Source organism: Vibrio sp. DW001 (assembly GCF_029016285.1).
Classification (GTDB): Bacteria; Pseudomonadota; Gammaproteobacteria; order Enterobacterales; family Vibrionaceae; genus Vibrio.
Window position 1 is genome coordinate 1473364 of record NZ_CP091976.1, and the last position, 22860, is coordinate 1496223.

At 40.9% G+C, this 22860-nt stretch carries 21 protein-coding genes; 11 read left to right on the forward strand and 10 right to left on the reverse strand.

What is annotated here, in order from left to right:
- Positions 1-320: 320 nt before the first annotated feature.
- Complete coding sequence (manA, locus tag L3V77_RS24050) at positions 321-1520, reverse strand: mannose-6-phosphate isomerase, class I (RefSeq protein ID WP_275137342.1); 1200 nt, start codon at positions 1518-1520, stop codon at positions 321-323.
- A 208-nt stretch (positions 1521-1728) separates the two neighbouring features.
- Positions 1729-3627, reverse strand: a complete 1899-nt coding sequence (locus tag L3V77_RS24055; RefSeq protein ID WP_275137343.1) for a fructose-specific PTS transporter subunit EIIC — start codon at positions 3625-3627, stop codon at positions 1729-1731.
- Positions 3628-4003: 376 nt separating this feature from the next.
- On the opposite strand from L3V77_RS24055, the gene L3V77_RS24060 reads away from it, so the two are divergent.
- Complete coding sequence (locus tag L3V77_RS24060) at positions 4004-4849, forward strand: AraC family transcriptional regulator (protein ID WP_275137344.1); 846 nt, start codon at positions 4004-4006, stop codon at positions 4847-4849.
- Between the two features lie 19 nt (positions 4850-4868).
- Here the strand turns inward: L3V77_RS24060 and L3V77_RS24065 are convergent, their stop codons facing one another.
- Complete coding sequence (locus tag L3V77_RS24065; protein ID WP_275137345.1) at positions 4869-5780, reverse strand: LysR family transcriptional regulator; 912 nt, start codon at positions 5778-5780, stop codon at positions 4869-4871.
- 128 nt (positions 5781-5908) lie between these two features.
- Here L3V77_RS24065 and L3V77_RS24070 point away from each other — a divergent pair, with 128 nt between their 5' ends.
- The gene (locus tag L3V77_RS24070; protein ID WP_275137346.1) at positions 5909-6922 is read left to right on the forward strand and encodes a zinc-binding alcohol dehydrogenase family protein; all 1014 of its coding nucleotides are present in this window, start codon (positions 5909-5911) and stop codon (positions 6920-6922) included.
- Between the two features lie 54 nt (positions 6923-6976).
- Here L3V77_RS24070 and L3V77_RS24075 read toward each other — a convergent pair whose 3' ends face one another.
- Both L3V77_RS24075 and L3V77_RS24080 read right to left on the reverse strand, forming a co-directional pair.
- A complete protein-coding gene (locus tag L3V77_RS24075) occupies positions 6977-7783 on the reverse strand; it encodes a PTS sugar transporter subunit IIA (protein WP_275137347.1) in 807 nt (268 codons plus the stop codon).
- Between the two features lie 9 nt (positions 7784-7792).
- Positions 7793-8095: a fructose PTS transporter subunit IIB gene (locus L3V77_RS24080; RefSeq protein ID WP_275138242.1), complete on the reverse strand. Its 303-nt coding sequence runs from the start codon at positions 8093-8095 to the stop codon at positions 7793-7795.
- Positions 8096-8282: 187 nt separating this feature from the next.
- On the opposite strand from L3V77_RS24080, the gene L3V77_RS24085 reads away from it, so the two are divergent.
- Together L3V77_RS24085 and L3V77_RS24090 are read left to right on the forward strand one after the other, a co-directional pair.
- On the forward strand, positions 8283-9746 hold the full coding sequence (locus L3V77_RS24085; RefSeq protein WP_275137348.1) for an ATP-binding protein: 1464 nt from the start codon (positions 8283-8285) through the stop codon (positions 9744-9746).
- 2 nt (positions 9747-9748) lie between these two features.
- Positions 9749-10438, forward strand: a complete 690-nt coding sequence (locus tag L3V77_RS24090; RefSeq protein WP_275137349.1) for a response regulator — start codon at positions 9749-9751, stop codon at positions 10436-10438.
- A 141-nt stretch (positions 10439-10579) separates the two neighbouring features.
- Here the strand turns inward: L3V77_RS24090 and L3V77_RS24095 are convergent, their stop codons facing one another.
- On the reverse strand, positions 10580-11467 hold the full coding sequence (locus tag L3V77_RS24095; RefSeq protein ID WP_275137350.1) for a LysR family transcriptional regulator: 888 nt from the start codon (positions 11465-11467) through the stop codon (positions 10580-10582).
- 171 nt (positions 11468-11638) lie between these two features.
- Between L3V77_RS24095 and L3V77_RS24100 the strand changes: the two genes are divergently transcribed.
- The 3 genes from L3V77_RS24100 (at position 11639) to L3V77_RS24110 (ending at position 14063) form a co-directional block, all read left to right on the forward strand.
- The gene (locus L3V77_RS24100) at positions 11639-12235 is read left to right on the forward strand and encodes a TetR/AcrR family transcriptional regulator (RefSeq protein WP_275138243.1); all 597 of its coding nucleotides are present in this window, start codon (positions 11639-11641) and stop codon (positions 12233-12235) included.
- 101 nt (positions 12236-12336) lie between these two features.
- On the forward strand, positions 12337-13371 hold the full coding sequence (locus tag L3V77_RS24105) for an NADP-dependent oxidoreductase (RefSeq protein ID WP_275137351.1): 1035 nt from the start codon (positions 12337-12339) through the stop codon (positions 13369-13371).
- A 314-nt stretch (positions 13372-13685) separates the two neighbouring features.
- Positions 13686-14063 carry a nuclear transport factor 2 family protein gene (locus tag L3V77_RS24110; protein ID WP_275137352.1) on the forward strand — a complete coding sequence of 126 codons (378 nt, stop codon included), beginning with the start codon at positions 13686-13688 and terminating at the stop codon, positions 14061-14063.
- Positions 14064-14126: 63 nt separating this feature from the next.
- Here L3V77_RS24110 and L3V77_RS24115 read toward each other — a convergent pair whose 3' ends face one another.
- Positions 14127-15116, reverse strand: coding sequence for an ABC transporter substrate-binding protein (locus L3V77_RS24115; RefSeq protein ID WP_275137353.1), 990 nt, complete (start codon positions 15114-15116; stop codon positions 14127-14129).
- 283 nt (positions 15117-15399) lie between these two features.
- On the opposite strand from L3V77_RS24115, the gene phnR reads away from it, so the two are divergent.
- A complete protein-coding gene (gene phnR / locus L3V77_RS24120) occupies positions 15400-16101 on the forward strand; it encodes a phosphonate utilization transcriptional regulator PhnR (RefSeq protein WP_275138244.1) in 702 nt (233 codons plus the stop codon).
- A 62-nt stretch (positions 16102-16163) separates the two neighbouring features.
- Here the strand turns inward: phnR and L3V77_RS24125 are convergent, their stop codons facing one another.
- Positions 16164-16433 (reverse strand): DUF333 domain-containing protein, encoded by a 270-nt coding sequence (locus tag L3V77_RS24125; protein WP_275137354.1) that lies wholly within the window; start codon positions 16431-16433, stop codon positions 16164-16166.
- Between the two features lie 212 nt (positions 16434-16645).
- Here L3V77_RS24125 and L3V77_RS24130 point away from each other — a divergent pair, with 212 nt between their 5' ends.
- Positions 16646-17164 carry an NUDIX hydrolase gene (locus L3V77_RS24130; protein WP_195705269.1) on the forward strand — a complete coding sequence of 173 codons (519 nt, stop codon included), beginning with the start codon at positions 16646-16648 and terminating at the stop codon, positions 17162-17164.
- 80 nt (positions 17165-17244) lie between these two features.
- On the opposite strand, the gene L3V77_RS24135 is transcribed toward L3V77_RS24130, so the two are convergent.
- Positions 17245-18279, reverse strand: coding sequence for a tyrosine-type recombinase/integrase (locus L3V77_RS24135; RefSeq protein ID WP_275137355.1), 1035 nt, complete (start codon positions 18277-18279; stop codon positions 17245-17247).
- 504 nt (positions 18280-18783) lie between these two features.
- Between L3V77_RS24135 and L3V77_RS24140 the strand changes: the two genes are divergently transcribed.
- Together L3V77_RS24140 and L3V77_RS24145 are read left to right on the forward strand one after the other, a co-directional pair.
- Positions 18784-20319, forward strand: a complete 1536-nt coding sequence (locus L3V77_RS24140; protein ID WP_275137356.1) for a ParB/Srx family N-terminal domain-containing protein — start codon at positions 18784-18786, stop codon at positions 20317-20319.
- Positions 20319-21200, forward strand: a complete 882-nt coding sequence (locus tag L3V77_RS24145; RefSeq protein WP_275137357.1) for a DNA adenine methylase — start codon at positions 20319-20321, stop codon at positions 21198-21200. The genes L3V77_RS24140 and L3V77_RS24145 overlap by 1 nt, the downstream gene beginning before the upstream one ends.
- 13 nt (positions 21201-21213) lie before the next feature.
- Here the strand turns inward: L3V77_RS24145 and L3V77_RS24150 are convergent, their stop codons facing one another.
- Positions 21214-22791 (reverse strand): AAA family ATPase, encoded by a 1578-nt coding sequence (locus tag L3V77_RS24150; protein ID WP_275137358.1) that lies wholly within the window; start codon positions 22789-22791, stop codon positions 21214-21216.
- Positions 22792-22860 lie beyond the last annotated feature (69 nt).

The following is a 22860-nucleotide window of genomic DNA, read 5'->3' on the forward strand; positions in this document are numbered from 1 at the left end:
CGCCAAAACTCCAGTTTAAATCCGATAAATATCCAATTTTTGCCTAGCAAACATTACAGATATTTATGTTAACAAGCAATTTCATAGTCTACTGATATCATAAAGTGAGTGGTATTGAGGCGTTTTTGAGTGAAATAACGTACTAAGGTCTTAATAGGCAGGTTTTGTGGCCTGATTTAATAGATAAAAACGACGATGTATTACTAAGAGGAGTCTTATTGGCAACGGTTTTAGATCGAATTCATGCATAACAAAAAACCAGAGGTTTTAACGTCTCTGGCTTTTATGATTTAACGAAGCGATTAACGTGTTGTTAAACGTTAGTTAAATGCGCGAGCCACTCGGCCCTTTGAAGTGATTTGGTATTTTCCCGTATAGGCAGGAATGAACACGGACTCACCTTTGTTGAACGTTACCGACTCACCACTTAAATGAGTAAGTGTGACTTCTGCATCTAGTGCAAGCAAGATTTCAGCACTGTCGGTACGAAGCGTAAGACCAATGATATCTTCGAATACCGCGAATTTAAAATCATCGACAGGAACCGGGTAAAAAAGTCCACCGTCTTGGTCAATTGGGTTTGCCAGTAGCGTACTCGCCTGTTTCTCTTTGAAGATAGTACATTTTACAAGCTCTTCAACGTCAATAAACTTAGGTGTTAAACCTGCGCGTAACACGTTATCTGAGTTAGCCATGATTTCTAAGCCGGTGCCTTTTAGATAAGCATGAGGAGTACAGGCATCTAAGTACATAGCTTCGCGTGGTTGCAGTGTAATAACGTTAAGCATCAATGGAGCGAATAGACCAATGTCTCCTGGATATAGTTCAGAAAGCTCTAGGATTAGACTAAACAGTGGATCGTTTTTATGTGCTTTAGCAAAAGCTAGCAGTTCAGCAACGGCTGCTTCTTTAACTTCGCCTTCTAAAGAAAGCAGTGCAGAAAAGAAGACTTCAAGGCCGACTTCATCAATAGACGCTTTGAAAGTATCAACAATACTTTGAATTGCTTGCACGTTCGTTTTATCAAATAGTGCCACGACGTCAGCGATTTCTCTAAAACCGTTCATCGCTTGATATGATGTCAGTGCGTAAACTAACTCTGGCTTATGGTTAGGATCTTTATAGTTTCGATTACCAGCGGTGCGGGGTATACCGGCTTGCTCTTCCTTTTGGAACCCGATTTCTGCTTGCTCTTTGCTTGGGTGGACTTGGATTGAAAGCGCACTTTCTGCCGCAAGGACTTTAAATAAATAAGGAAGTTCACCAAATTGAGTATCGGTTCCTAGGGTCAAAATACCAGATTTATCTAAATTGATAAAATCGGAAAGCAATTGTTCTTCACCATTTTCAATTATCTTAGAACAACCATTAGGGTGGGCGCCCATCCAGATTTCTGCTTGAGGTTTGTTGTCCGGGTTTTCAATGTCAAATAGTTGGTTTATTGAAGTTCGGCTACCCCATGCATAGTCTTGAATAACGTTTTGCATTGGGAAAAAGCACGGATTTTTTGCCTGAGTCATGATGTTCCCTTCCGAATATCTGGATTTAATTTGAATGGTGAAATTAAACGTAGTTTACGCTATTTTTGATTAGAAATGCAGTGATAATACGAAATAAATACATTTATAGTAGTTGTATTGATTGGTGTCAAATTTGTATTAAAACTAAACCCTCCTAATATAGGAGGGTTTATGAACAGATTGAAACTTTAGCGGTGATGCTTAACGATTATGCTAACGCAGTTTCAGTCTTGCCTTGACGTATTTTTTTCAATGCAATACAAACGAGCGCGGTAACAATAGAACCGACTGCCATACACATTATAGCAAGAAGGGGTTTATTCATTGCCCCTAACAAGGCAACGATTGGACCGCCGTGTGCAACGCTATTCGTAATTCCGAAGGAGAAAGCCATGACTGCAGCGACCATTGAACCAAGCACGTTCGCTGGTATTACAGACACCGGGTCTTGCGCCGCGAAAGGTATTGCCCCTTCAGAGATACCCACTAAGCCCATCGCACCGGCTGCTTTACCAGCTTCAGTTTCAGAGGCTTCGAATAGGTCCAGTTTCCGTCCAAGTACTGTGGCCAAGCCCATACCTAATGGTGCGACTGGTATCGCACAAGCCATTGCACCCATGAACTGAGTCTGTCCGTTTGCGATCATGCCGACAGAGAATAAGAAGGCGACTTTATTGAAAGGCCCACCCATATCAAAGCCTGCCATACCCCCAAGGACGATACCAAGCAGAACAACGTTACCTGTACTCATGCTCGTTAAAAGTGCATTCAAGCCATCCATTAAACTTGCGATTGGCGCACCAATAACAAAGATAAATAGTGCAGAGATGAACAACGAACCAAGGATCGGAGCGATCATGATTGGAACGAGGGGTCGAATAAATTTGTGATAGTTAATACTTGTTAACCAGCGGACAAAGTAACCAACCAATAGACCAGCAATAATGGCGCCAATGAATCCGGTTCCGGCCTCTGCGCCATAGAACGAACCATTGTTGGCAATCCAGCCGCCGATTAAGCCTGGAGCAAGGCCGGGACGGTCTGCAATAGCGTAAGCAATATAACCTGCTAGAATAGGGATCATCAATGTGAACGCAACGACACCAACATCTAAAATTTTATTCCATAGACTGCCCGCAGGAATAGCCATACCCGCTTCGGTCGGTTCACCACCAATTGCAAGTGCAAGCGCGATCAGAAGACCACCAGTAACCACAAACGGGATCATATGAGATACGCCGTTCATCAAGTAACGATATAACTCTCCGCGTGTTTTTGAAATAGAGCTAGGTGTGTCGCTGCTCTCTTTTCCGTCCGCCTTATAAGCAGGGGCATTCAGTGCTTTTGTAATTAATCCTTTTGCGTCACTAATAGGGGCTTTAACACCCGTTTCGATTAATTTTTTGCCGGCAAAACGATTCATATCAACTTGCTTGTCGCTAGCGACAACTATCGCATCCGCCTTTTCGATCTCTTCTGATGTTGGTGAGTTTTTCACACCAATAGATCCGTTGGTTTCAACCTTAATCTCATAACCTAGCTCTGCTGCGCCTCTTTCAAGTGCTTCAGCGGCTAGATAAGTGTGCGCAACACCTGTAGGGCAACCTGTTACACCAATGAGAAAACCTTTGTCAGTAACAGGATTGTTTCCCGCGGGCTCTACTTTTTCTAATAGCAGTTTTAACGCGTCTTTTTCTGTTTTTGCTTTAAGAAATTGCTCGATGAATCCATTCTGAATTAATTTAGATGATAGTTCAGCAAGCACTTCAATATGGTGATTAGATCCGCCGTCTGGAGAGGCGATCATAAAGAAAAGTTTAGAAGGCTTACCGTCTTCAGCGCCATAATCGATGCCTGATTTACTGACACCAATAATAACGGCGGGCTTAGTTACCGCGCTACTTTTCGCGTGTGGTAAGGCGACACCATCTTCAAACCCCGTATTTCCTAGCTCTTCACGTGCGTTGATATCGGCTAAAAACTGTTCTTTGTCGCTGATGCGTCCTTCTGCGTGTAATACGTCAATTAACTCTACAAATACATCTTCTTTATTCGTAGCTTTAAGATCAAGACGAATCAATTTTTCATTGATTAACTCGGTGATCATAATATTGTCTCCATGATTGTCGCTATTAAGTGTTTACCCGGTTTGTTATCACTATTTTCGTAGAATTCCGTCGATTCGGATAGTGTACGAGGAAGACATTTACTGGATTATTGTAACCGACTAAAATTAGTGTGAACTAGAGCGTGAAATAAGTATCTTCATTTAACTGAAAAATATTCGACATATATTTATTAATATCAATTGTTTATAAAAATAATATGATAAATACTATTGTTAATAAAATGTACGTTTTCTTTCTTTATATTGAGTTCTGGATTAAAGTGACTTGATATAAGGCAAGAGAAACGTGCGTAGGTTCACGAAATTGTCGCGTTTTTAATCGTTTTTGCTGGATCACTATTTCATTGAGGTTGTTATGAGCGCGGTTTTTCACAGTTTAATAGAAACGCTGCTGTCTGAGCGTGAAAGCTTCAATCGAATATGGTTTGCGACCGATAATTTGACGCCTCCACAGTTTAGTTATCAGGTGAACTTTCCAAGGCTTGAGTTAGTGCTAAGTGGAGAATATGTCAATCAAATCGAAGACCCTGTTCAAGGCATCGTCAACGTTAAAGTGCTAGCGGGCGATGCTCTTTACATACCACCGAACTGTTGGAATAAACCCGATTGGGATACGGACTGTTCAGTACTGAGTTTGTTGTTTGGTCGTCGCCAACTTGGGTTTAGTCTGGTCAGCAAAAATAAGAACGAAACGGGCTTTTTTGATGTACAGAAACACAGCATTCAGACGCGCACAGGCCATGCGATAGACCATATTCTAGAGGCGTTAAACGCGTTAGGGCGCGAGCCTAGGAAGAGCCCAATGGATGAACACCTTCTTACGGCGTTAATGAGCTATGCGCAGACCATGATCTCTGACCCTGCGCACACTGAAAAGAAACGAGGCGAGGATATGTATCAGGGGATATGTATCTATATTCAAGAGAACTTTCATCGTACGATTACTCGCTCCAGTATCGCGGAACGATTCAATATTTCCCCTAATCACCTTTCTAGATTGTTTCGCCAACAAGGGCATATGACATTGGCCGATTACATAACGTGGGTTAGAGTCGATCGGGCTAAATTCATGCTACGGCGATACGACTTTCGATTAGCAGAGGTGGCGACGCGATGTGGCTTTCAAGATGTGAATTACTTTTTTCGTGTATTCAAAAATAAAACTGGCCATACCCCAAGCGAATACCGAGGTATGGGGTAAGTTCAATAGACACTAGTCATTAATAATGTAATGCCTGAAATAGGCCGTTGCATTTGGCGATCAGATGCTCTCGAAGCGCCTGGATGGTTGGGTTGAGTTGTTTTCGATCCGCGCAAATCATGTTGAGTGGCGTTGGTGAACCTTGCCAATCCTGACACAAACGAACTAAATGGCCGCTTTGTAAGTCCTCACTAATGTCGATGATGGATTTAAAGGCAATGCCTTTTCCTGCTCGCGCCCATCGATGAACCGCGTCACCATCATTGGTCATCAGATTCCCCGACACGGTAACTGACTCCTCCAGCCCATCTTTGATGAGACGCCAACGAGTATGAAGAGCATCATCCAGAGAAAAACAGAGGCAATTGTGGTGCTTAAGTTGGTGAGGTAAAATGGGTTCGCCAAACGTGTCGATATACTCAGGTGAAGCGCAGAGAATACGAAAATTCTTTCGTGCAATGGGTAACGCAACCACACTAGAGTCTTTTGGGTGACCAAACCTCAAAGCAACGTCGACAGGTTGGCTATAAAGGTCGGCGAAACTATCTGACAGTTGAATGCGCATGGTGATTTTGGGGTGTTTTTGCATGAACTCATCTAACCAGGGCAATATTATATTTCGACCCGTGTCAGATGGCATAGAGAGTTGCAAAAGGCCACTAAGCTCAGATTGGCCATTCTGTATTTGTGAATAGCTGTCGTCAATCAATGTGAGAGCCTGTTGGCAGCTCGCAAGAAATAACTCTCCTTGTTGAGTCAATCTCAGCCTGCGTGTTGATCGAATAAACAGAGAGCAGCCAATGTCAGCCTCTAGTCTTTTGATACAAGCGCTTACTGCAGCAGGTGTCAGGTCCATATTTCGTGCCGCTTCAGATAGATTGTTGAGTCTGGCCGCTTCTATAAATATTCTAAAATCATGAAGAGCTTTCATTTTCAAATTTTTTTTGAAATAGATGTTAATAGACTCTAGTTTTTCAAACGTTTGATGTCAAATAAACTAGGATTACTTAAGTTACTCGTAAGTGAGTGTCTATTTTCACTACAACGTTCGGAGCCACAATGAAAGCTATCGGTTATCAACACGCGTCACCTATTGATCAAGCAGACGCGTTGCAAGATATTGAGTTACCAATGCCCACGGCAACAGGACACGATGTTCTTGTTGAGGTGAAGGCAGTCTCCGTCAATCCAGTTGACGCGAAGGTGCGTAATAACGCGTCTGCGGAAAAGGATGAGTGGAAAGTTCTTGGTTGGGATGCGACAGGCGTGGTTAAAACCGTGGGTCCGGATGTGACGTTATTCAAGGTAGGGGACAAGGTTTGGTACGCTGGTGATATCTCACGCTCAGGGAGCAACGCTCAATTTCAGTTGGTTGATGAACGTATTGTCGGCCGTATGCCGCAAAGCCTGTCATATTCTGATGCAGCAGCTTTGCCATTAACATCCATTACCGCATGGGAGATGTTGTTTGAGCGCCTTGAGGTCGAAGTGGGTAAAAAAACCAACGATAAGTCGATTATGATTATCGGTGCTGCTGGCGGTGTAGGCTCTATCATGGTTCAACTTGCTAAGCGCCTTACTGGCTTGACCATAATTGGTACGGCTTCTCGCCCTGAAACCAAAGAGTGGTTAGAGGAACTTGGCACGCATCATGTCATCGACCATAGCAAGCCCCTTAGCCAAGAGCTCAAGAAGATAGGATTCGATAACGTCGATTATGTGGTTAGTTTAAATAACACCGATCAACATTATGGTGAAATAGTCGAATCATTGGCACCACAAGGTAAGTTTGGCTTGATTGATGATCCCGCATCGCTCGATGTGTTGGCATTAAAACGTAAGAGTATTTCATTACACTGGGAGTTAATGTTTACTCGTTCACTTTTTAAAACCGACGATATGCAGGCACAACATGACTTGCTCAACGAGGTTTCTGAGTTGATTGATGAAGGCTTACTTAAAACCACAGTGGGTAACCACTTCGGCACCATCAATGCAAAAAACATCATTAAGGCTCATGGATTGCTAGAGTCGCAAAAAGCGAAGGGAAAAATCGTATTAGAAGGCTTTTAGATCGAAAAATGCCCTTAGCTCATGAGGGCACTTCGATTTCAGTCATCTATTATGTTACGCCAATAAATGCTTATTGCCATGCCATGCCATGGTGTGAAGAAGTATAGCTTTCAACGCCTCGGGTTCAGACGTGGAAGTCAGAAGTTGGCAGAACGATTCATCAAGTAGTTTTCGAGTAAGCTGAGTACAGGCCTTGATAACCGGCATTTCGGCAGGAGCAGGGATGACGATACCGATGACCGTATTCACATGACCTTGTTTTGAATACCAGTCGACAGGTGTCGATAGCTTAATCACCGCTATTGAAGGCTGAACAATGCCTTCAACCATAATATGCGGCAAGGCTATACCATGACCAATGCACGTAGAAGAGATGGCTTCTCTTTTTATCATGGCATCAAATATCGGTTGCGCATGCCTTGCATTGAGCATGTGACATATCTTTGATATGAGTGCGTATTTCTCCATAGAAGTAGAGGGTTGGAACTGCTTAAAGCCATAGGTGATTGGAAATGGTAGTGAAAAAGCGGGATGTTTTGCTATTACTGAATAGCTAAACTCCTCGGTTTTTTCATGAGATGTATTCACAATTTCGAACTGATCCGCTATAAAATCGGTCAGCACCATGCAAGCTAGTTCAGCGTCTGAACCCTCTATCCAAAGCTGGCATAGGTGATTTTGTTGGCTACCAATACTGATTACCTGCAGTGTATGCTCGGCGTTGACACTCTTTCCATTAGAAATATTTTTTAAAATAACGACCGAGCGAAAATAACTGGAAAGCGTTTTTAATCGATTCAGCTTCCAAGCCGCAAAACCCTCAAGACCAATTATAAAAGTAATTCTTCGTTCTATGCGCATTGTGAATAACTACAGTTCTTTACAGCGAGTCAACACTCGGCATGCATCAATCAATACTTCCTCAATCGTGACGCAATGTATTTTACTGCCAGTGAACCGCGCTCTTTGCTCTATTTCAATATCAGAAGCGATCAGTACGACATCGGCGTTGGCAATATCGATAGCGTTCAGTTGATTTTCGATACCCATAGCGCCTTGTGTTTCTACTTTGATGGGGATACTTTGTCGATTGGCTTCTTTTTGCAGGACATCAGCAGCCATATAAGTATGTGCGATACCTGTTGGACAGGCAGTGACAGCGACTATTTTCATTTGCATAGTTATCGGTGAGTTGAATTGTCATCATCTTATAGTATGCCTAATTAACGGGGAAGCGATTCTTTTTGTAGGAATAAATAGGTGAGGAATATGGAGAAATTGTGAAGATTCAGACTCGGTCGTAGCAAAAATAGTCAGCCACCGTATACTTGCTAAGATTTTATAAATACGTGGTGCATTTGTGCGATTGTCTATCTTTACTAAATTGTTTGTTTCTATCCTACTTGTCTGTGTAGTCATGCTTGGAACAATGACTTGGTTTATAAATTCGAGTTTTCAAGATGGCTTACAGAGTTATTTAAATAACAAAGAAGTTGAAAAAATAGAACTGATCGCTGACAAGCTAAAAGGCTATTATTCGCCGACATTTGGTTGGCAACGCCTCGTTTCTGCTCCCTATCTATGGGGAGACATTCTTGATCAATTCGGAGAAGCGCCACCACCGCAGGCTGGTCAAGGTAATGGCCCACCAGGCCGCCGCCAAGATAGACCACCTCGACACACAGATCCAGCCACTACAAAGGATACCGTTCTTGTCCCGCTAGGTGTAAGAACGAACCTTTTGGACATGAATAACCGATCAATCTTAGGCCTACCTGAAAACCTAAGCTACGATTCTGAAACGGTAAAACAGGTGAAAGTTGGGGTGATCGTCGACGATCAAGTGGTGGGTTGGGTAAGTATACTTCAAAGCAAAAGTATTTCAGAAAGCCTAGCAGAGAGTTTTTTTCAACAGCAAAGTAAAAATACTTTCTCGGTGATCGCTCTTACAATTTTGTTCTCTTTTATTATCGCATTTTATCTAGTTCGTCATTTCTTAAAACCTCTGAAAGCCTTGCAGGCAGGGGCTATTGCTATTGAAAAAGGTGATTTGGATTTTCAATTACAGTCGAAGGGCAACGATGAACTAGCTCAGTTAACTATGGCATTTAATCAGCTTGTTCAAGCTCTCAAAAAACAGAAATCAGATCGAGAGCAGTGGTTATCTGATATCTCACATGAGTTGAGAACGCCAATAGCCGTGTTGCAAAGTGAAATTGAGGCCATTCAAGATGGTATTAGAAAACCGGAACCACAATATATTGGCTCTTTGCATCAACAAGTCATGATCCTCGGTAAATTAGTTAATGACCTTTACGAACTGTCGTTGTCAGATTCTGGCGTGAATTTTGAGTTATCTGATATAAACGACATTTCAGCTATTGTGGCTGATGTAGTCAGTCAAAATGAGTTGCGTCTCAAACAAAAGCATATGGTGATTAAGTTACACCGCTCGCTTGACATTGACCCGATAATTCAAGGTGATAGAAAAGCCCTTAGACAACTATTTTTAAATTTGATGGAGAACAGCATCCGTTATACTGATCAACCAGGTTCGATATCTATTTCAATACTTCAAAAGAAAGAGAGTATTAAGGTAATATTTCAAGACAGCTATCCAAATGTGCCAGAAGACTCTTTACCAAGGCTATTTGATAGGCTTTATCGAGTAGACAAATCCAGAAGTAGAGCAAGCGGTGGCTCTGGAATTGGCTTATCGATATGTAAAAATATCGTGGAGGCCCATGACGGAACAATTACCGCGAGTCATTCTGAACTGGGTGGGCTGAAGATGGAAATTCAATTACCGAAGCGAAAGGCGTAAAAATGACGATAGGAAATAGTAGAACCATATTGGTGGTTGAAGACGAACCGACGTTAGCGAACGTGTTGTGTGAGTACATTGACCATTCAGGTATGAATTCGTTCCAGATCAACAATGGTGGTGACGTGATAGCTTGGATAAGAGCAAATCATCCAAGCTTGATTGTTCTCGACTTGATGTTGCCAGTACGCGACGGCTTAGATATTTTTAGAGAGTTAAGAACTTTTTCGCAAATACCTGTGATTATGGCGACGGCTAAGGTTGATGAAATTGACCGGTTGGTAGGATTAGAGCTGGGTGCAGATGATTATATCTGTAAGCCGTACAGTCCGCGTGAGGTGATCGCTCGTATTAAAAATGTATTGAGAAGAAGTGATAAATTGTTAGGACATCACACGCCTGAACAAGAAAAATTACGTATTGATGCTCCCTCTATGAAAGTGCTGTTGATTGGACAAGAATTAGTCTTAACCCCAGCAGAATTCAAATTGCTACATTTTTTGTACAAGAATGAAGGACGGATATATAGCCGCGAGCAGTTGATGAATCATATTTACGACGATGGCCGCATAGTTACGGATAGAACCATAGATAGCCATATTAAGAACCTAAGGAAGAAAATGCAGGAGATCGATAATAATTGTGATTACATTAAGTCGATCTACAGTGTCGGCTACAAATTTGAGTTGTAGTGTTCACAAACAAGGTTAATCGTAACTAGATGACACGAGATATCATTTTATTAGAACGCCGGAAACAATCCTCCTTTCTGAAATAGTCGCTTACTCTTCACGCTAATATGATAGTGATTGAAAGGGGCGTGATTATACGGATTAAGATTTAGCCAATAAAAACTCTTTGAAATGGATCGCAACAGGCGAAGCTGAAGCTGGCGGATGGTAGTGGATATTGAGGCTCCATATACTGGTTTCAAACTCTTCTAATAATACGACAAGTTCGCCACTGTCTATCGCGTGTTGTACGATAAAATCAGGCAGATAGGCGATGCCGGAACCCAAAATGGCAGCCTGAAGTAGCAGATCGCTATCATTCACCTCTAATGTCGTCGGAATCTTAACGATTTGGCATTCATCCCCTTTAGTAAATGCCCAATCATTGCTGCCCGTTAAGGTGGTCGCAAAAAGGCATTGATGTGTCGTTAACTCCCCAGGTAACGAGGGGGCGGCGTGACGAGCGAGATAGTTTGGCGCGGCGACAACGACAAACGGGCTTTTCATTAATTCTCGGCGCACAAGGTGGAGATCTCTCTCTCGATAACCTTGATATACCGTGTTTGCACTGATTGACAGGTCACTGTCAGCGGCAAAATCGAGTGCCCACGGGGTGATATTTATATTGAATGTTACGTCAGGGTTTAAAAGTAAGTATCGATTGATTTTTTCCATCAGGTAATGGTTAGCGTAGACAGGAGTACAAACAATATCGATATGGCCTTTATCGCATTGTTGGAAATCCTGCATCTGTAAACATAAGGTTTCAGCGTGATCAACAACAGAAGAGAACTCTCGGAAAAGCTTTTGTCCGGCAGGTGTCGGGTTGAGTAAGCGATTATTGCGTCGGTAAAGAGGGACACCAAAACTTTGTTCAAGTTCTTGCAGCCAACGACTCCCCGCCGAGACCGATATATTGACTTTGCGAGCGGCAGCGGAAATGGAGCCTGTGCGAACAACATAGATAAAGAAAGCCATTTTATCGAGCATGAATTTCACCGTAGAAAGAAACTATAGAAATCGTTTATTGGTTCTATATTACCATTTAATCTACGTCAAAAAATGTTAGATGCGCCGGATCAAATAGATAAAGATAACGATGATGCTGGTTTTCTTCCGGTGCCACTAGACGACTGGTCTAATTGGGTGTACTGTTGGCGTATGAAAACAGAAACTAAAGATACCAGACAACACATTTTAAACACTGGATACAACCTTGTTGTAGAAAAGGGGTTTACTAACGTTGGGTTGGCACAACTGCTCAAGCATGCCGAAGTTCCGAAAGGTTCTTTTTACCATTACTTTAAATCGAAAGAACAGTTTGGAGAGGCGCTAATAGAAGATTACTTTCTAAATTATTTTGAGCGCTTAGAAGCACTGTTCAATCAGGAAAGTAATTCGGCCTATGATAATCTCATCCAGTACTGGAAAATGTGGGGTGGTACAGGTCAAGCGGACTGTGGTGCGAACAAGTGTTTAGTCGTTAAACTTAGCGCCGAGATCTCAGATCTGTCAGAACCGATGAGATTGGTATTGATGAAGGGAGCGAATCAGATAGTGGCACTGGTCGCGAACTGTATTTCAACGGGTGAACAGGACGGGTCAATAAAAGTAGGCCACAGCGTAGATACGGCGCAATTTCTTTATAATCTTTGGTTAGGGGCCGCATTGATGCATAAACTCACCAAAGATGTATCAAATCTAGAACAAGCCCTCCATACATCAGAACGTATTCTCTCTGGAGATATTGTTCTTTAAATTTGTTCAATCCCCGCCAATCGACTGGCGGGTTTTTTAGATAATAACACTAGACGACTGGTCTAATTTTAAGCCAGCCTAATAACCGTTAAGGAATGATAATGTCAGCTCAACAAAATAATTCTCGAGTAGTTCTCGCCTCTCGCCCTGTTGGTGCACCAACGGAAAATGATTTTCGCTTAGAGTCCGTCGCAAAACCAATACCAGCGGAAGGTGAAGTCGTACTACGCACCGTTTATCTTTCATTGGACCCATATATGCGGGGCCGAATGAATGACGCGAAGTCATATGCTGAACCCGTCGCGGTTAACGATGTCATGGTTGGCGCAACGGTTTGTCAGGTAGCCGAGAGCAAAAATGACAACTTTGATGTAGGTGAATGGGTATTGGCATATACAGGTTGGCAAAGCTACGGACTGTCTAATGGACAGGAACTGCTTAAATTAGGCAAAGAGCCGACAGCGCCATCTTACGCGCTAGGCATTATGGGTATGCCAGGGTTTACGGCGTATATGGGCCTGCTTGACATTGGCGAACCTAAAGAAGGTGAGACGATAGTGGTTGCCGCCGCTACTGGGCCTGTTGGGGCGACAGTAGGGCAAATTGGTAAACTTAAGGGATGTAAAGTGGTGGGTATTGCTGGCGGAGAAGAGAAGTGCCGATACGCCAAAGAGGTGCTCGGTTTTGACGAGTGTATCGACCATAAATCTGAGGATTTCCAACAACAGTTGGCGAAGGCGTGTGACAAAGGTATCGATGTCTATTTTGAAAATGTAGGCGGGAAGGTTTTTGATGCAGTTATGCCTTTACTCAATACGGCTGCTCGTATTCCGTTGTGTGGCCTCATTTCACAGTATAACGCGACGGCTCTACCAGATGGCCCAGATCGTATGTCTATGCTTATGGGGACGTTGCTCATTAAGCGAATCAAGATGCAGGGTTTTATTATTTTTGACGATTACGGCCATCGATATAATGAGTTCGCGGCTGATATGGCGACATGGCTAAAAGATGGAAAGATAAAATATAAAGAGCAACTCGTTGTAGGGCTAGATAAAGCACCAGAAGCTTTCATTGGTCTGCTTGAGGGTAAGAATTTTGGTAAGTTAGTTATTCAAGTTAACGAACCAATCTAATGACACCAATCCAAAAAGCAACTGATCACAAATTGACTTAATTGAGTTGTAAAAAATAGTCTATGGTAAATAAAAAAGCGACTCATTTGAGTCGTTTTTTTACTTCTAATTTCAATGTTACTGCTCGATGATAAGTTAAGTGATGCTTTCACTTAAAGAGCAATAGTTGTGTCGGTACCGCGTTGGTTTAAACGTATTGATGTGTCCAATACTTGGTCTGTTGAAGCCCTGATGTTTTTATTATAAAACGTTATATTAAAGAGTAGTGTTTATGAATTATAATTTACGGATAATAAATTTAAAGGCTAGCGAATATGAGTATAGAGATTAATAAAGAGAATGCGGTTAATTTTTATAGGATGGCTTATTTAGGTGAACCTAGGAAAGCCGTAGAAAAATATGTTGGAGCTGAGTATATCCAACACAACCCGCTAGTTGGAAATGGCAAGGAAGCGTTCATTGAATATTTTACTCAAATGCAAGATGAGTATCCCGAGAAAGAGATCACATTTGTACGTGCTGTCGCGGAAGGTGAACTGGTCGCGCTTCATACGCATCAAGTTTGGCCCGATCATGATGAGTACGTGACGATGGACTTCTTCCGATTTGACACAAACGGTAAGATTGTCGAGCACTGGGATTCTATTCAACAGATCCCTAATGAAAATCTCAATGGCAATACGATGTACTAAATAATAAGGATAATAACGGTGCTTATGTACAACCCTTATTATCCTTATTTGCCTATGCTTAGATTACATGGCTTTTGTGATTTTTTCAGCCACGTCTTTTGAAACCCACTTTTGCCATATCTCAGGATATGTTTCCAAGAAGTATTGCATCGCTTCCTCTGAATCCGCTTGGTTGTCTTCCATCCATGCCAATAATTGGCTCATGACTTTGTTGGTGAATCCACGATTTGCAAAATACTGATAGGCTTCTGGCGCTCTTATCGCAAAGCTTTCTGTGGTTATTGTATGGACAGGGGAAGGTGGGTACATGGTTACCTTAGGCGAATCACATTCAGCCTGAGTCGTACAATTTACGTACTCCTCTACATCGACACCACTTCCAAAATCGACTTTCACCATGTCATATTTACCTAGAACCGGTGTAGGCGACCAGTAATAACCGAACCACGGCTTTTTACGCTCGTAAGCTTTGGCAATAGTACCCGACAAGGCCGCACCTGATCCCGGATCGATAATTTCAAACTGATGGTCTTCTAGCTTTAGGGCATTGAATAGATGTTCGGCGGTTATCTGACATGTCCACCCCGCAGGGCAGCTATAGAAGGCATGTTTTTCGTCACTTTCTGGGTGCTCAAATAAACCAGCATGCTTTATGACGCCCTCGATAGTATTCATCTCTGGGTACTGTTCTACCAAATAACCAGGAACCCAAAATCCTTCCTCACCACCGTCGGACAATGACTTGCCCGCATAGCGAAGTCGTTTGTTTTTGACGCCTTGGTCAAGCGCGTCTTTAATACTGTTTGTCCATAACTCGGGCGCAACATCGGGTTTACCTTTTTCTATCATTGATGTCCCTGTGGGTAAGCTATCTCCTGGTATCAGTTCTGCTTCACAATTGAAGCCAGTGTTAAGGATGAATTGGTCGATGTGTGCCATAAGACTGGCAGAGTTCCAATTCATGTCAGCGATGGTGACAGTTCCACATTCTGATGCATTCGCTTGAAACGATAATGCCGCTGCTAATAGAGCGGCAGTGGTAGAAGGCTTCATCTATAAAATTCCTTTCTAACGGATTTAAAAATTGAATATAGACGAAATACAAATATTCTGTATTTCGATTAATAGGTTTAACACGTTGATAGTACAGTTTTAATCGTTTACCCGTTTAGTGTAGAACTTTCACAGAGATTATCAAAGCGAGGGGTCGATATTGACCATGAAATGACCGAAAAATAGACCCAAAGAAGTAAGTATTGGTTATTTTTATGCATTGACCATGACTTCTGAGGTAGTATTTCTTGATGATGGTCTACGCGATGTAAAGGGACGTGAAGTGCAGTACGTAAAAATAAAAGAAGCCATTGTTGAGCAGATTGATTCAGGGATGTTAACACCTAGGCAGAAACTTCCAGCAGAAAGAAAGTTTGCAGAACTGTTCAATACGACTCGGGTAACACTTCGTGAAGCGTTGTCATCGCTAGAGGCCGAAGGAAAGATATATCGCGAGGACAGGAGAGGGTGGTTTATCTCACCGGAACCGCTTCTTTATGATCCCATGCGGAAGCTAAGCTTCCATGAGATGGCGACATTGCAGCAGCGAACTCCCTCAACAGAGGTATTGTCAGCAACCAGCATGCTGGCAACGAAGCAAGCCTGTTTATTGCTTGAGCTGCCGCCATTTACTGATGTGTATTGCTTAGAACGTGTCCGCTATTTGGAAGGGCGCCCCATTGCCTACACAAAGAAAGTGATAAAATCAGCGTTTTTTCCACAGCTTTTGTCGTGTGATTTCTTGCCATCTCTAACCGAGATATATAACAAGAAGTACGGTGTGGTTTATCAAAAGACACGATACAAAATTAGCTCAACATCTCTTACCGGCTATGTGGCTCAGATGCTCAGAGCAACGTCTGGTACGCCAGCCATGTTCGTTGAGCGTATCAACTATGACACCTTAGGTCGGCTTGTCGATTGTGACATAGAGTATTGGCGACATGATGCAATCTGTATTGAGTCTATCGCCGAATTGGTATAACACGCTCGCTCGATTCCTGACCATGCAGAACGAAAAAGCCACGCGAATGCGTGGCCTTGATATTACATCTTGTCTTTTTCTTTATTGTGGTTTTCTTTGTAGTATTCCCACTGCTCATATTTTTCTTCTTCAGAGAGGACGCAGTACATCACACGTTGGTCGTTTTCATTGAAAGCCTGAAGCTCACCTTTTTGCTGTACACAATAGACTGAAGCGGGGTTTGAGATAGATTCATAACTCTCGACATCGTATTCATCTGGCTCACTTGAACCCGCGCAACCAGCCAATACTGCCATTGCACCCAACCCAACCAGCCAATTTAATTTATTCATTCACTTTCTCCAACAGACTTTAGACTATTAACTTAGTATTAATTTTCCTGTAAGTGTAGGTTAATTTTACAAAAAACGGTCTGGATAAAGTAAAAATTCGAAAATATGCGGGTGTGAATAAGTTTATGGCGGTGCAGAGCCATATAAAAAGGATAATTGAGTATGTTAACATGCGCCATTATCACATAAATCCAGATTTAACAGACACTTCTATGAGACACATTCAAACGCAAATTCACCCTGATATTGATCACCTAGATAATAAAACGATATTTAAACGTGCAGCGGCTAGAGCGATTGTGCTTGATGGCGAAAATATCCTCATGCTTTATACCGAGCGATACCACGACTATACAATACCTGGTGGTGGTTTAGACGAAGGTGAAGATGTCATCTCTGGTATGGTTCGTGAGTTGCAGGAAGAGACTGGCGCCCAGAACATTCATAAAATTAAGCCGTATGGCATTTATGAAGAGTTTCGCCCTTGGTATAAAGACGATGCCGATATAATGCATCAGATATCGTACTGCTACACCTGTAAAATTGATCGTGAGCTAGGTGAAACGGCCTTAGAAGCACATGAAGTAAATAATGGCATGGTGCCTATCTGGATTAACATCCACGAGGCCATTGCACACAACGAAGAAACCATAGCTAAAAACCCCAAGAAGGGCATGAGCATTGAGCGCGAGACGTATTTGCTTCATTTGATTGCGAAGGAAATGCTGTAAGGATAAACAGGTAAAAATACGCTCAAATGCGCCTTTTTACGCTGTTTTACATTCTCTGTCGCCACTTTGTCGCCACTTTTTTATAGTCTAATTTGGTTAAGTGGGTTGTAGATAACGGCATCTTCAAGGTGATTCGGCGCGAAGTGAGCATAGCGCATGGTCATGCTAATTTCGGTATGGCCAAGGATGTTTTTTAACACAATGATGTTGCCGCCATTCATCATAAAATGACTGGCGAAAGTATGACGTAATGTGTGGGTACCTTGTCCTTTAGGCAAGTTTGGTAGGGCAAGAGAGAACCATTTGTGAGTCAGGCTATAGCTGCAACTAAAAATCTTGCCCGGATCTTCTTTTCTAATGTCGTTATAGAGCGTGTCTGAGATAGGAATGGTTCTATTTTTTTTGCCCTTGGTTTCTACAAAGGTAATTCGACACTTTGATACCTGAGAGCCCTTAAGGTTAAGAACCTCTCGAATTCTTGCGCCCGTTGCCAAGCAAACCATAAACACCAGTCGCAGTTCTTCACCCTTCTCACTTTTTAAAACGTAATGTAAGAGACGCTCAATCTCTTCCAGTTTGAGATAAACAATTTCTGTTTCACTTATTTTAAATTTGCGAATATCGGCAAGTGGGTTAGGCTGTTTCCATTCCTTAAGCCGAATGAGTTCATTGAACATGGTTTTTAACCAAATGAGATCATGGTTATGCGTAGACAGCGCAATTGCTTCATGGTTATCTTTTCTTAACGTACTGCTGCCTTTGTAGGTTCGATTAGCGCGGTAGTGAGCGAACATCCTTTCATTGATATGGCTTGCAATAGGGTTATTGAGTTCCTCACAGACAATTTCCATTCTACGCATTGCCCGTTTACCAGAACGAGTATTCTTACCATGCAGCTGGTACCACAGTTCGATAAGGTGAAGTAACCTGCGGCTATCCGGTTTATCCCCTAACCATGGTTTATCGTTAATACCTTTCATAGTGAACAATTCAAACGCCGCCGCTTCGCCTTTCGTCGCAAATTTCTTACGCACACGCTTACCGTTGCGCCCTATGGGGTAGCATTCGCAGATCCAAGGCTTTTTGGTGTTGTCTTTTAGGTTTCTGATGGACATGGTACCTCTCAAAAGTACTGTATTAATAAACAGTAAAATGTTTTGAGATGTTTAACAATGTTTGATATTGAGTTTGCGATATAGATAATTAGTCAATTTTGTAAATTATTGATTAATCAGTGTATACAACTCAGACTAAATACATATAGTCCAAGCAACTATCGTTTGTATTTTTCAAGCATTTATCATTCTGAGCCTGGTTGATTTACCAGAGTGAATACTTCCTCATTCAATTGATATCAAAGCTGGATAAGGTGAAGAAACTTGCGGCATTTCGGTTTACTCCTCAACCATGGTGTTTTGATGCTGTCCCTTAGGTTACTGATGGGTATAGAGTGTTAACAGGTAAAACTGTATGTATGAACAGTATAAATGCGTCGTAAATTTATAATGAACAAAGAAATTTGTTTCTCTCATCGAATAACGAGATATTTATTCTTAACAATCATAGCGATAGCGATTACATTATGCCTCAGTATTAATATTAATGGGTGTGATTGCAGTATGGCTAGTGCTAATGATATCTGGTGGAACAAACGTTCACCAAGATCCGTTGATTATTTAAAATTATGGAAAGATAACCCACGCTTCGATGGGGCTGAAAGCCACTTGAGAATTAAAGTTGCAGATTTTGCGGATGAAATTTTAACTGAGTCTACAGAAAAGAAGCACTTTCAAGACCTTGTTAAATCGATAGTAAGTGATGGTTTTAAGACGTTTGATCCTATTGTTGTTTGGAAAGATGAATCTGACAGTCGATACATAATAGCAGAGGGAAACCGTCGCGTATTAGCATTGAAGTTGTTGAGATCACCACATAAAGCTCCTAAAGAAATTAGGAAATTTATGCTTCAACAAGCATCAATGATAGACCGAAATACTATCGAAAAAATTCCTGTTGCGATAGCTCCTTCAAAAGAAGACACCATCTGGTATGTATTGGAGAGACACTCATCTGGTTCATCACAGTTCAGATGGCAACGTCTACAGCAGCAAAGATTCATTCAAAGTTTATATGATGATTATAATGAAAATGTGGACTTAGTTGTTGAAACTACGAACTTTACTCGTTCTGATGTATTGACTGCACTGCGATATGTACAGTTTAGAGACCATGCAACTAGAAAAGAAGTATTGCAGTTGATGACTCCAGAGGAAAAAGAATTAATCTATAGTAGACGTATATCAATGACCGTTCTTGAACGCTGGTTTGGTAGTGAGGATGTCAGGCAAGCGTGGGGTATAGAGTTTCATGAAACTCAAGTAAAAATTAAATCTATTGAGTCTAGTTTCTTGCATGCTTATGCGCATTTTTTGAAGTTTATGTTTAACATAGTCCCCAATGATTTACAGTTTGTGGTTAACACTCGTTCTATACCAAGCCATAATATAAAAATATTACAAGCATTGCCTGAAGTAGAGTTTTTGGAAGATTGCGTCGCAATTCCTTTCTCGTCTGGAAAAAGTACAGAAGAAACAAGTTCATCTGGTGAAGGAAATGGCGAAAAAAACGAGAGTAACCAGAGCGAACTTGGGCAAGGTGAAAAAGTTGAAGAGCCCCAACCTGACAGAGTTCCGCTGAACACTAATAACAGAAGAAGAGTTATTCCTTTGGGATCTACAATCAAGGTAAAAAGTCACAAACTTAATGCTTTGTTTAGAGAAATGAAAAGGGTACCGGTATATCTATATACTAATGTCTCTGCAGCTACTCTTCGTGTTATTCTTGATTTATCAGTTGATAGCTATATCAAAAAAACAGGGCTAGAAGGGAATTTGGCTAAAACGTATAAGAAAGATTACAATCATACTGTCTTGTTGCAACGTCTAACTTACCTTAAGAACGAACATATTCAAGATGGTCAGGCGAAAAAAGTAATAGCTAAATTGCTACAACCTCAGAATGAACATAGTCTAGATACATTAAATAGCTTTGTTCATGGTCATGAAACTCATAAAATTGATCATAGATTTATTAATGGATTTTGGGATATGCTTACGCCCCTGTTAAAAGTCCTGATTGATTTGAAGGAAAGGTAATGTTCTATTCACCGCTAAGGTATCCAGGTGGCAAGTCTAAACTTACAGCATATGTTTTGGAAACGTTGAAGCTCAATGAGCTTGAAGGAGGGACATATGTAGAGCCATTTGCAGGTGGGTGTGCTATAGCTTGGTATTTACTCTTAGAGGGACACGTAAGCAAGGTATATATTAACGACCTAAATCCGTCCATACATGCGTTTTGGTACTCCGTTCTCAATAAAACAGATGAGCTTTGCGAGCTAATAGAATCCACACCTGTAACTATTGATGAGTGGCATAAACAAAAATTGGTACAATCTCAAGAGCGACCAAACATATTGAGTCTAGGTTTTTCCACCTTCTTTTTAAATCGAACAAACCGTTCAGGAATCATAAAAGCGGGTGTCATTGGTGGATTAAAACAAAACGGGAACTACTTGTTGGACTGTCGATATCAAAAAGGTAACTTAATCAATAAAATCAGAGCGATTGCTAAAAGGCGAGACGATATTGTTTTGACTAAGGTAGACGCAGCTGATTTTTTAGATGAGTATTTGCCAGATATTGAAGGAAAATGTCTAATCAATATAGATCCTCCTTACTATGTCAAAGGTAAGGGTTTATATCAGAACTTCTTTGAACACGATGATCATTTTAGGCTTTATGAAAGTGTAAAACGAATTCAGTCCCCCTGGATTGTTACCTATGACGACACCCCTGAAATAATTGGAATCTATTCTGAATTCAAACCACAATCATTTGGTCTAACATATACTGCACAGGTTAAGCGAAAGGGTTCAGAAGTTATTATTCATAACCCTAATATTAAGCGAGTTCAATTTAAGCCAGATATAACGTTTGCTGAGTTAAAGTTGCTCGCAAAACAAGCTAATATGTAAATCAAAAATGCCCTTAGCGGGCATTGTTTTTTTCAATGGTTTTATTATATATATTTTCAAATTTATCAAGAAATTTTAGTTTGTCTTGAGGGTTTTTTTCTAGAAAATATCTATATAAATGGCATCCTTGTAGTCCCCAAACTTTACTTTGTAGTTGTTGATTATACCATTCCTTCGCTTTCTTCCGGTCTGTATTTATTTCTTGAACAGTGAAATCTTTGAAACAAAGTCTTTTGGAATAATCATCGTGAACTTTTGTCCAAAATAAGTCTGCATCGAGCAATGACTCCAAAAAGTTTGCCACCATACTCTCAGGATTTAAATTACCAGGTAAACATATATAATTTTTTAGCTTACTTTTATCTACTTTTGCTCTTGTATCTCCATCCAATATGACAATGGAGTTAGGGAACATAAAGCTAGGGACTTTTCTTTGAGCCAATTGAACATAGTTGTCACATCCTAGTTTTATATCAGAGAATTCCAAGTTTGGAAATTTCCTCCCTAATAGAGCTTTTGTAAAATGAATACATTCAGGGTCTTCGGTATAAACAGATATTTTCTTAGGTTTAACAATAATTCCTAACGATACATTTAGATTGCTTAATATTCGTTCGTAATCTGGGGATTCTTCCACAGTAACGAAACCATCCAATTTTTTAAGGTATACAGTGTTAAAGTGCTTATCTCGACCTCTTTCCTTTTTTAATATAGATAATTTTTCAAGTAATTGAAGTGAATGAGTAGTGGCTATTAATTGGACGCTAGCCTCTTTACATAATTTACTAAGAAGCTCAAAAAGTTTTATTTGTGAACCTGGGTATAAAGTCGCGTCGATTTCATCAATTGCTAAGATTCCACCTGAATAATTCTCAGGGTATTTTTTCTTTAATCGTTTGAATGAGATAATAGCTAATAATATCTTACTAAGGTTATCTTGACCTGCTGAATTTGAGTGCCAATCATAATGGTCAGTAGTTACACCTAAGGTGTTTTTATTGGTACTTTCCAAGTAGTCTACAGATGCAATATCATCTGCACTTATCAAGATTTTGTTATAATACTCAGAGAACCAAATGTTTTCTTCTACTGATAGTTCTGTGTTTTTACTTTTTATTCTACCTGCTTCAGCTATTGGGATCAGTCGTTTTAAACTGAGATATATTACAGGAAGCTGTATATAACCACTTCCAGCATCTCTTTTACCTTTTTGCCAAAAGCGTATTGAATCTTGTCCCTTTAATTTTCTTGGAATGCTTTCAATAGTAAACGCTCCATTTTCATTTAGATCCGGGTGTAAATCTCTGTCTTTAAAGTAAAGAGTCCATTCATGTTCACCGGAAATATCCAAATTAGGTGATAAACGAAATTTGTCTTGAAATGCAGAACGAAAAGACCCTCCGGTAAGAGGAACCTCATCTGAAAATAAATGTTCTTTTGATGGTATTGTAAAAGTTTGGCTGAGTATTCCTAATAGCGTACTTTTTTGAGTTCCGTTTTGACCTGCAATTAACGTTATTTGTTCGCCAAGAGAAAAGCGTACATCACGAAAACCGCGAAATCTTTCAATATGAGCTTTATCAATAATCATTGTGAACCTAGCTAGAGTATTATAAATGTATTTTTTATTTTAAGCGTACATAATAGTGATTAATGTATT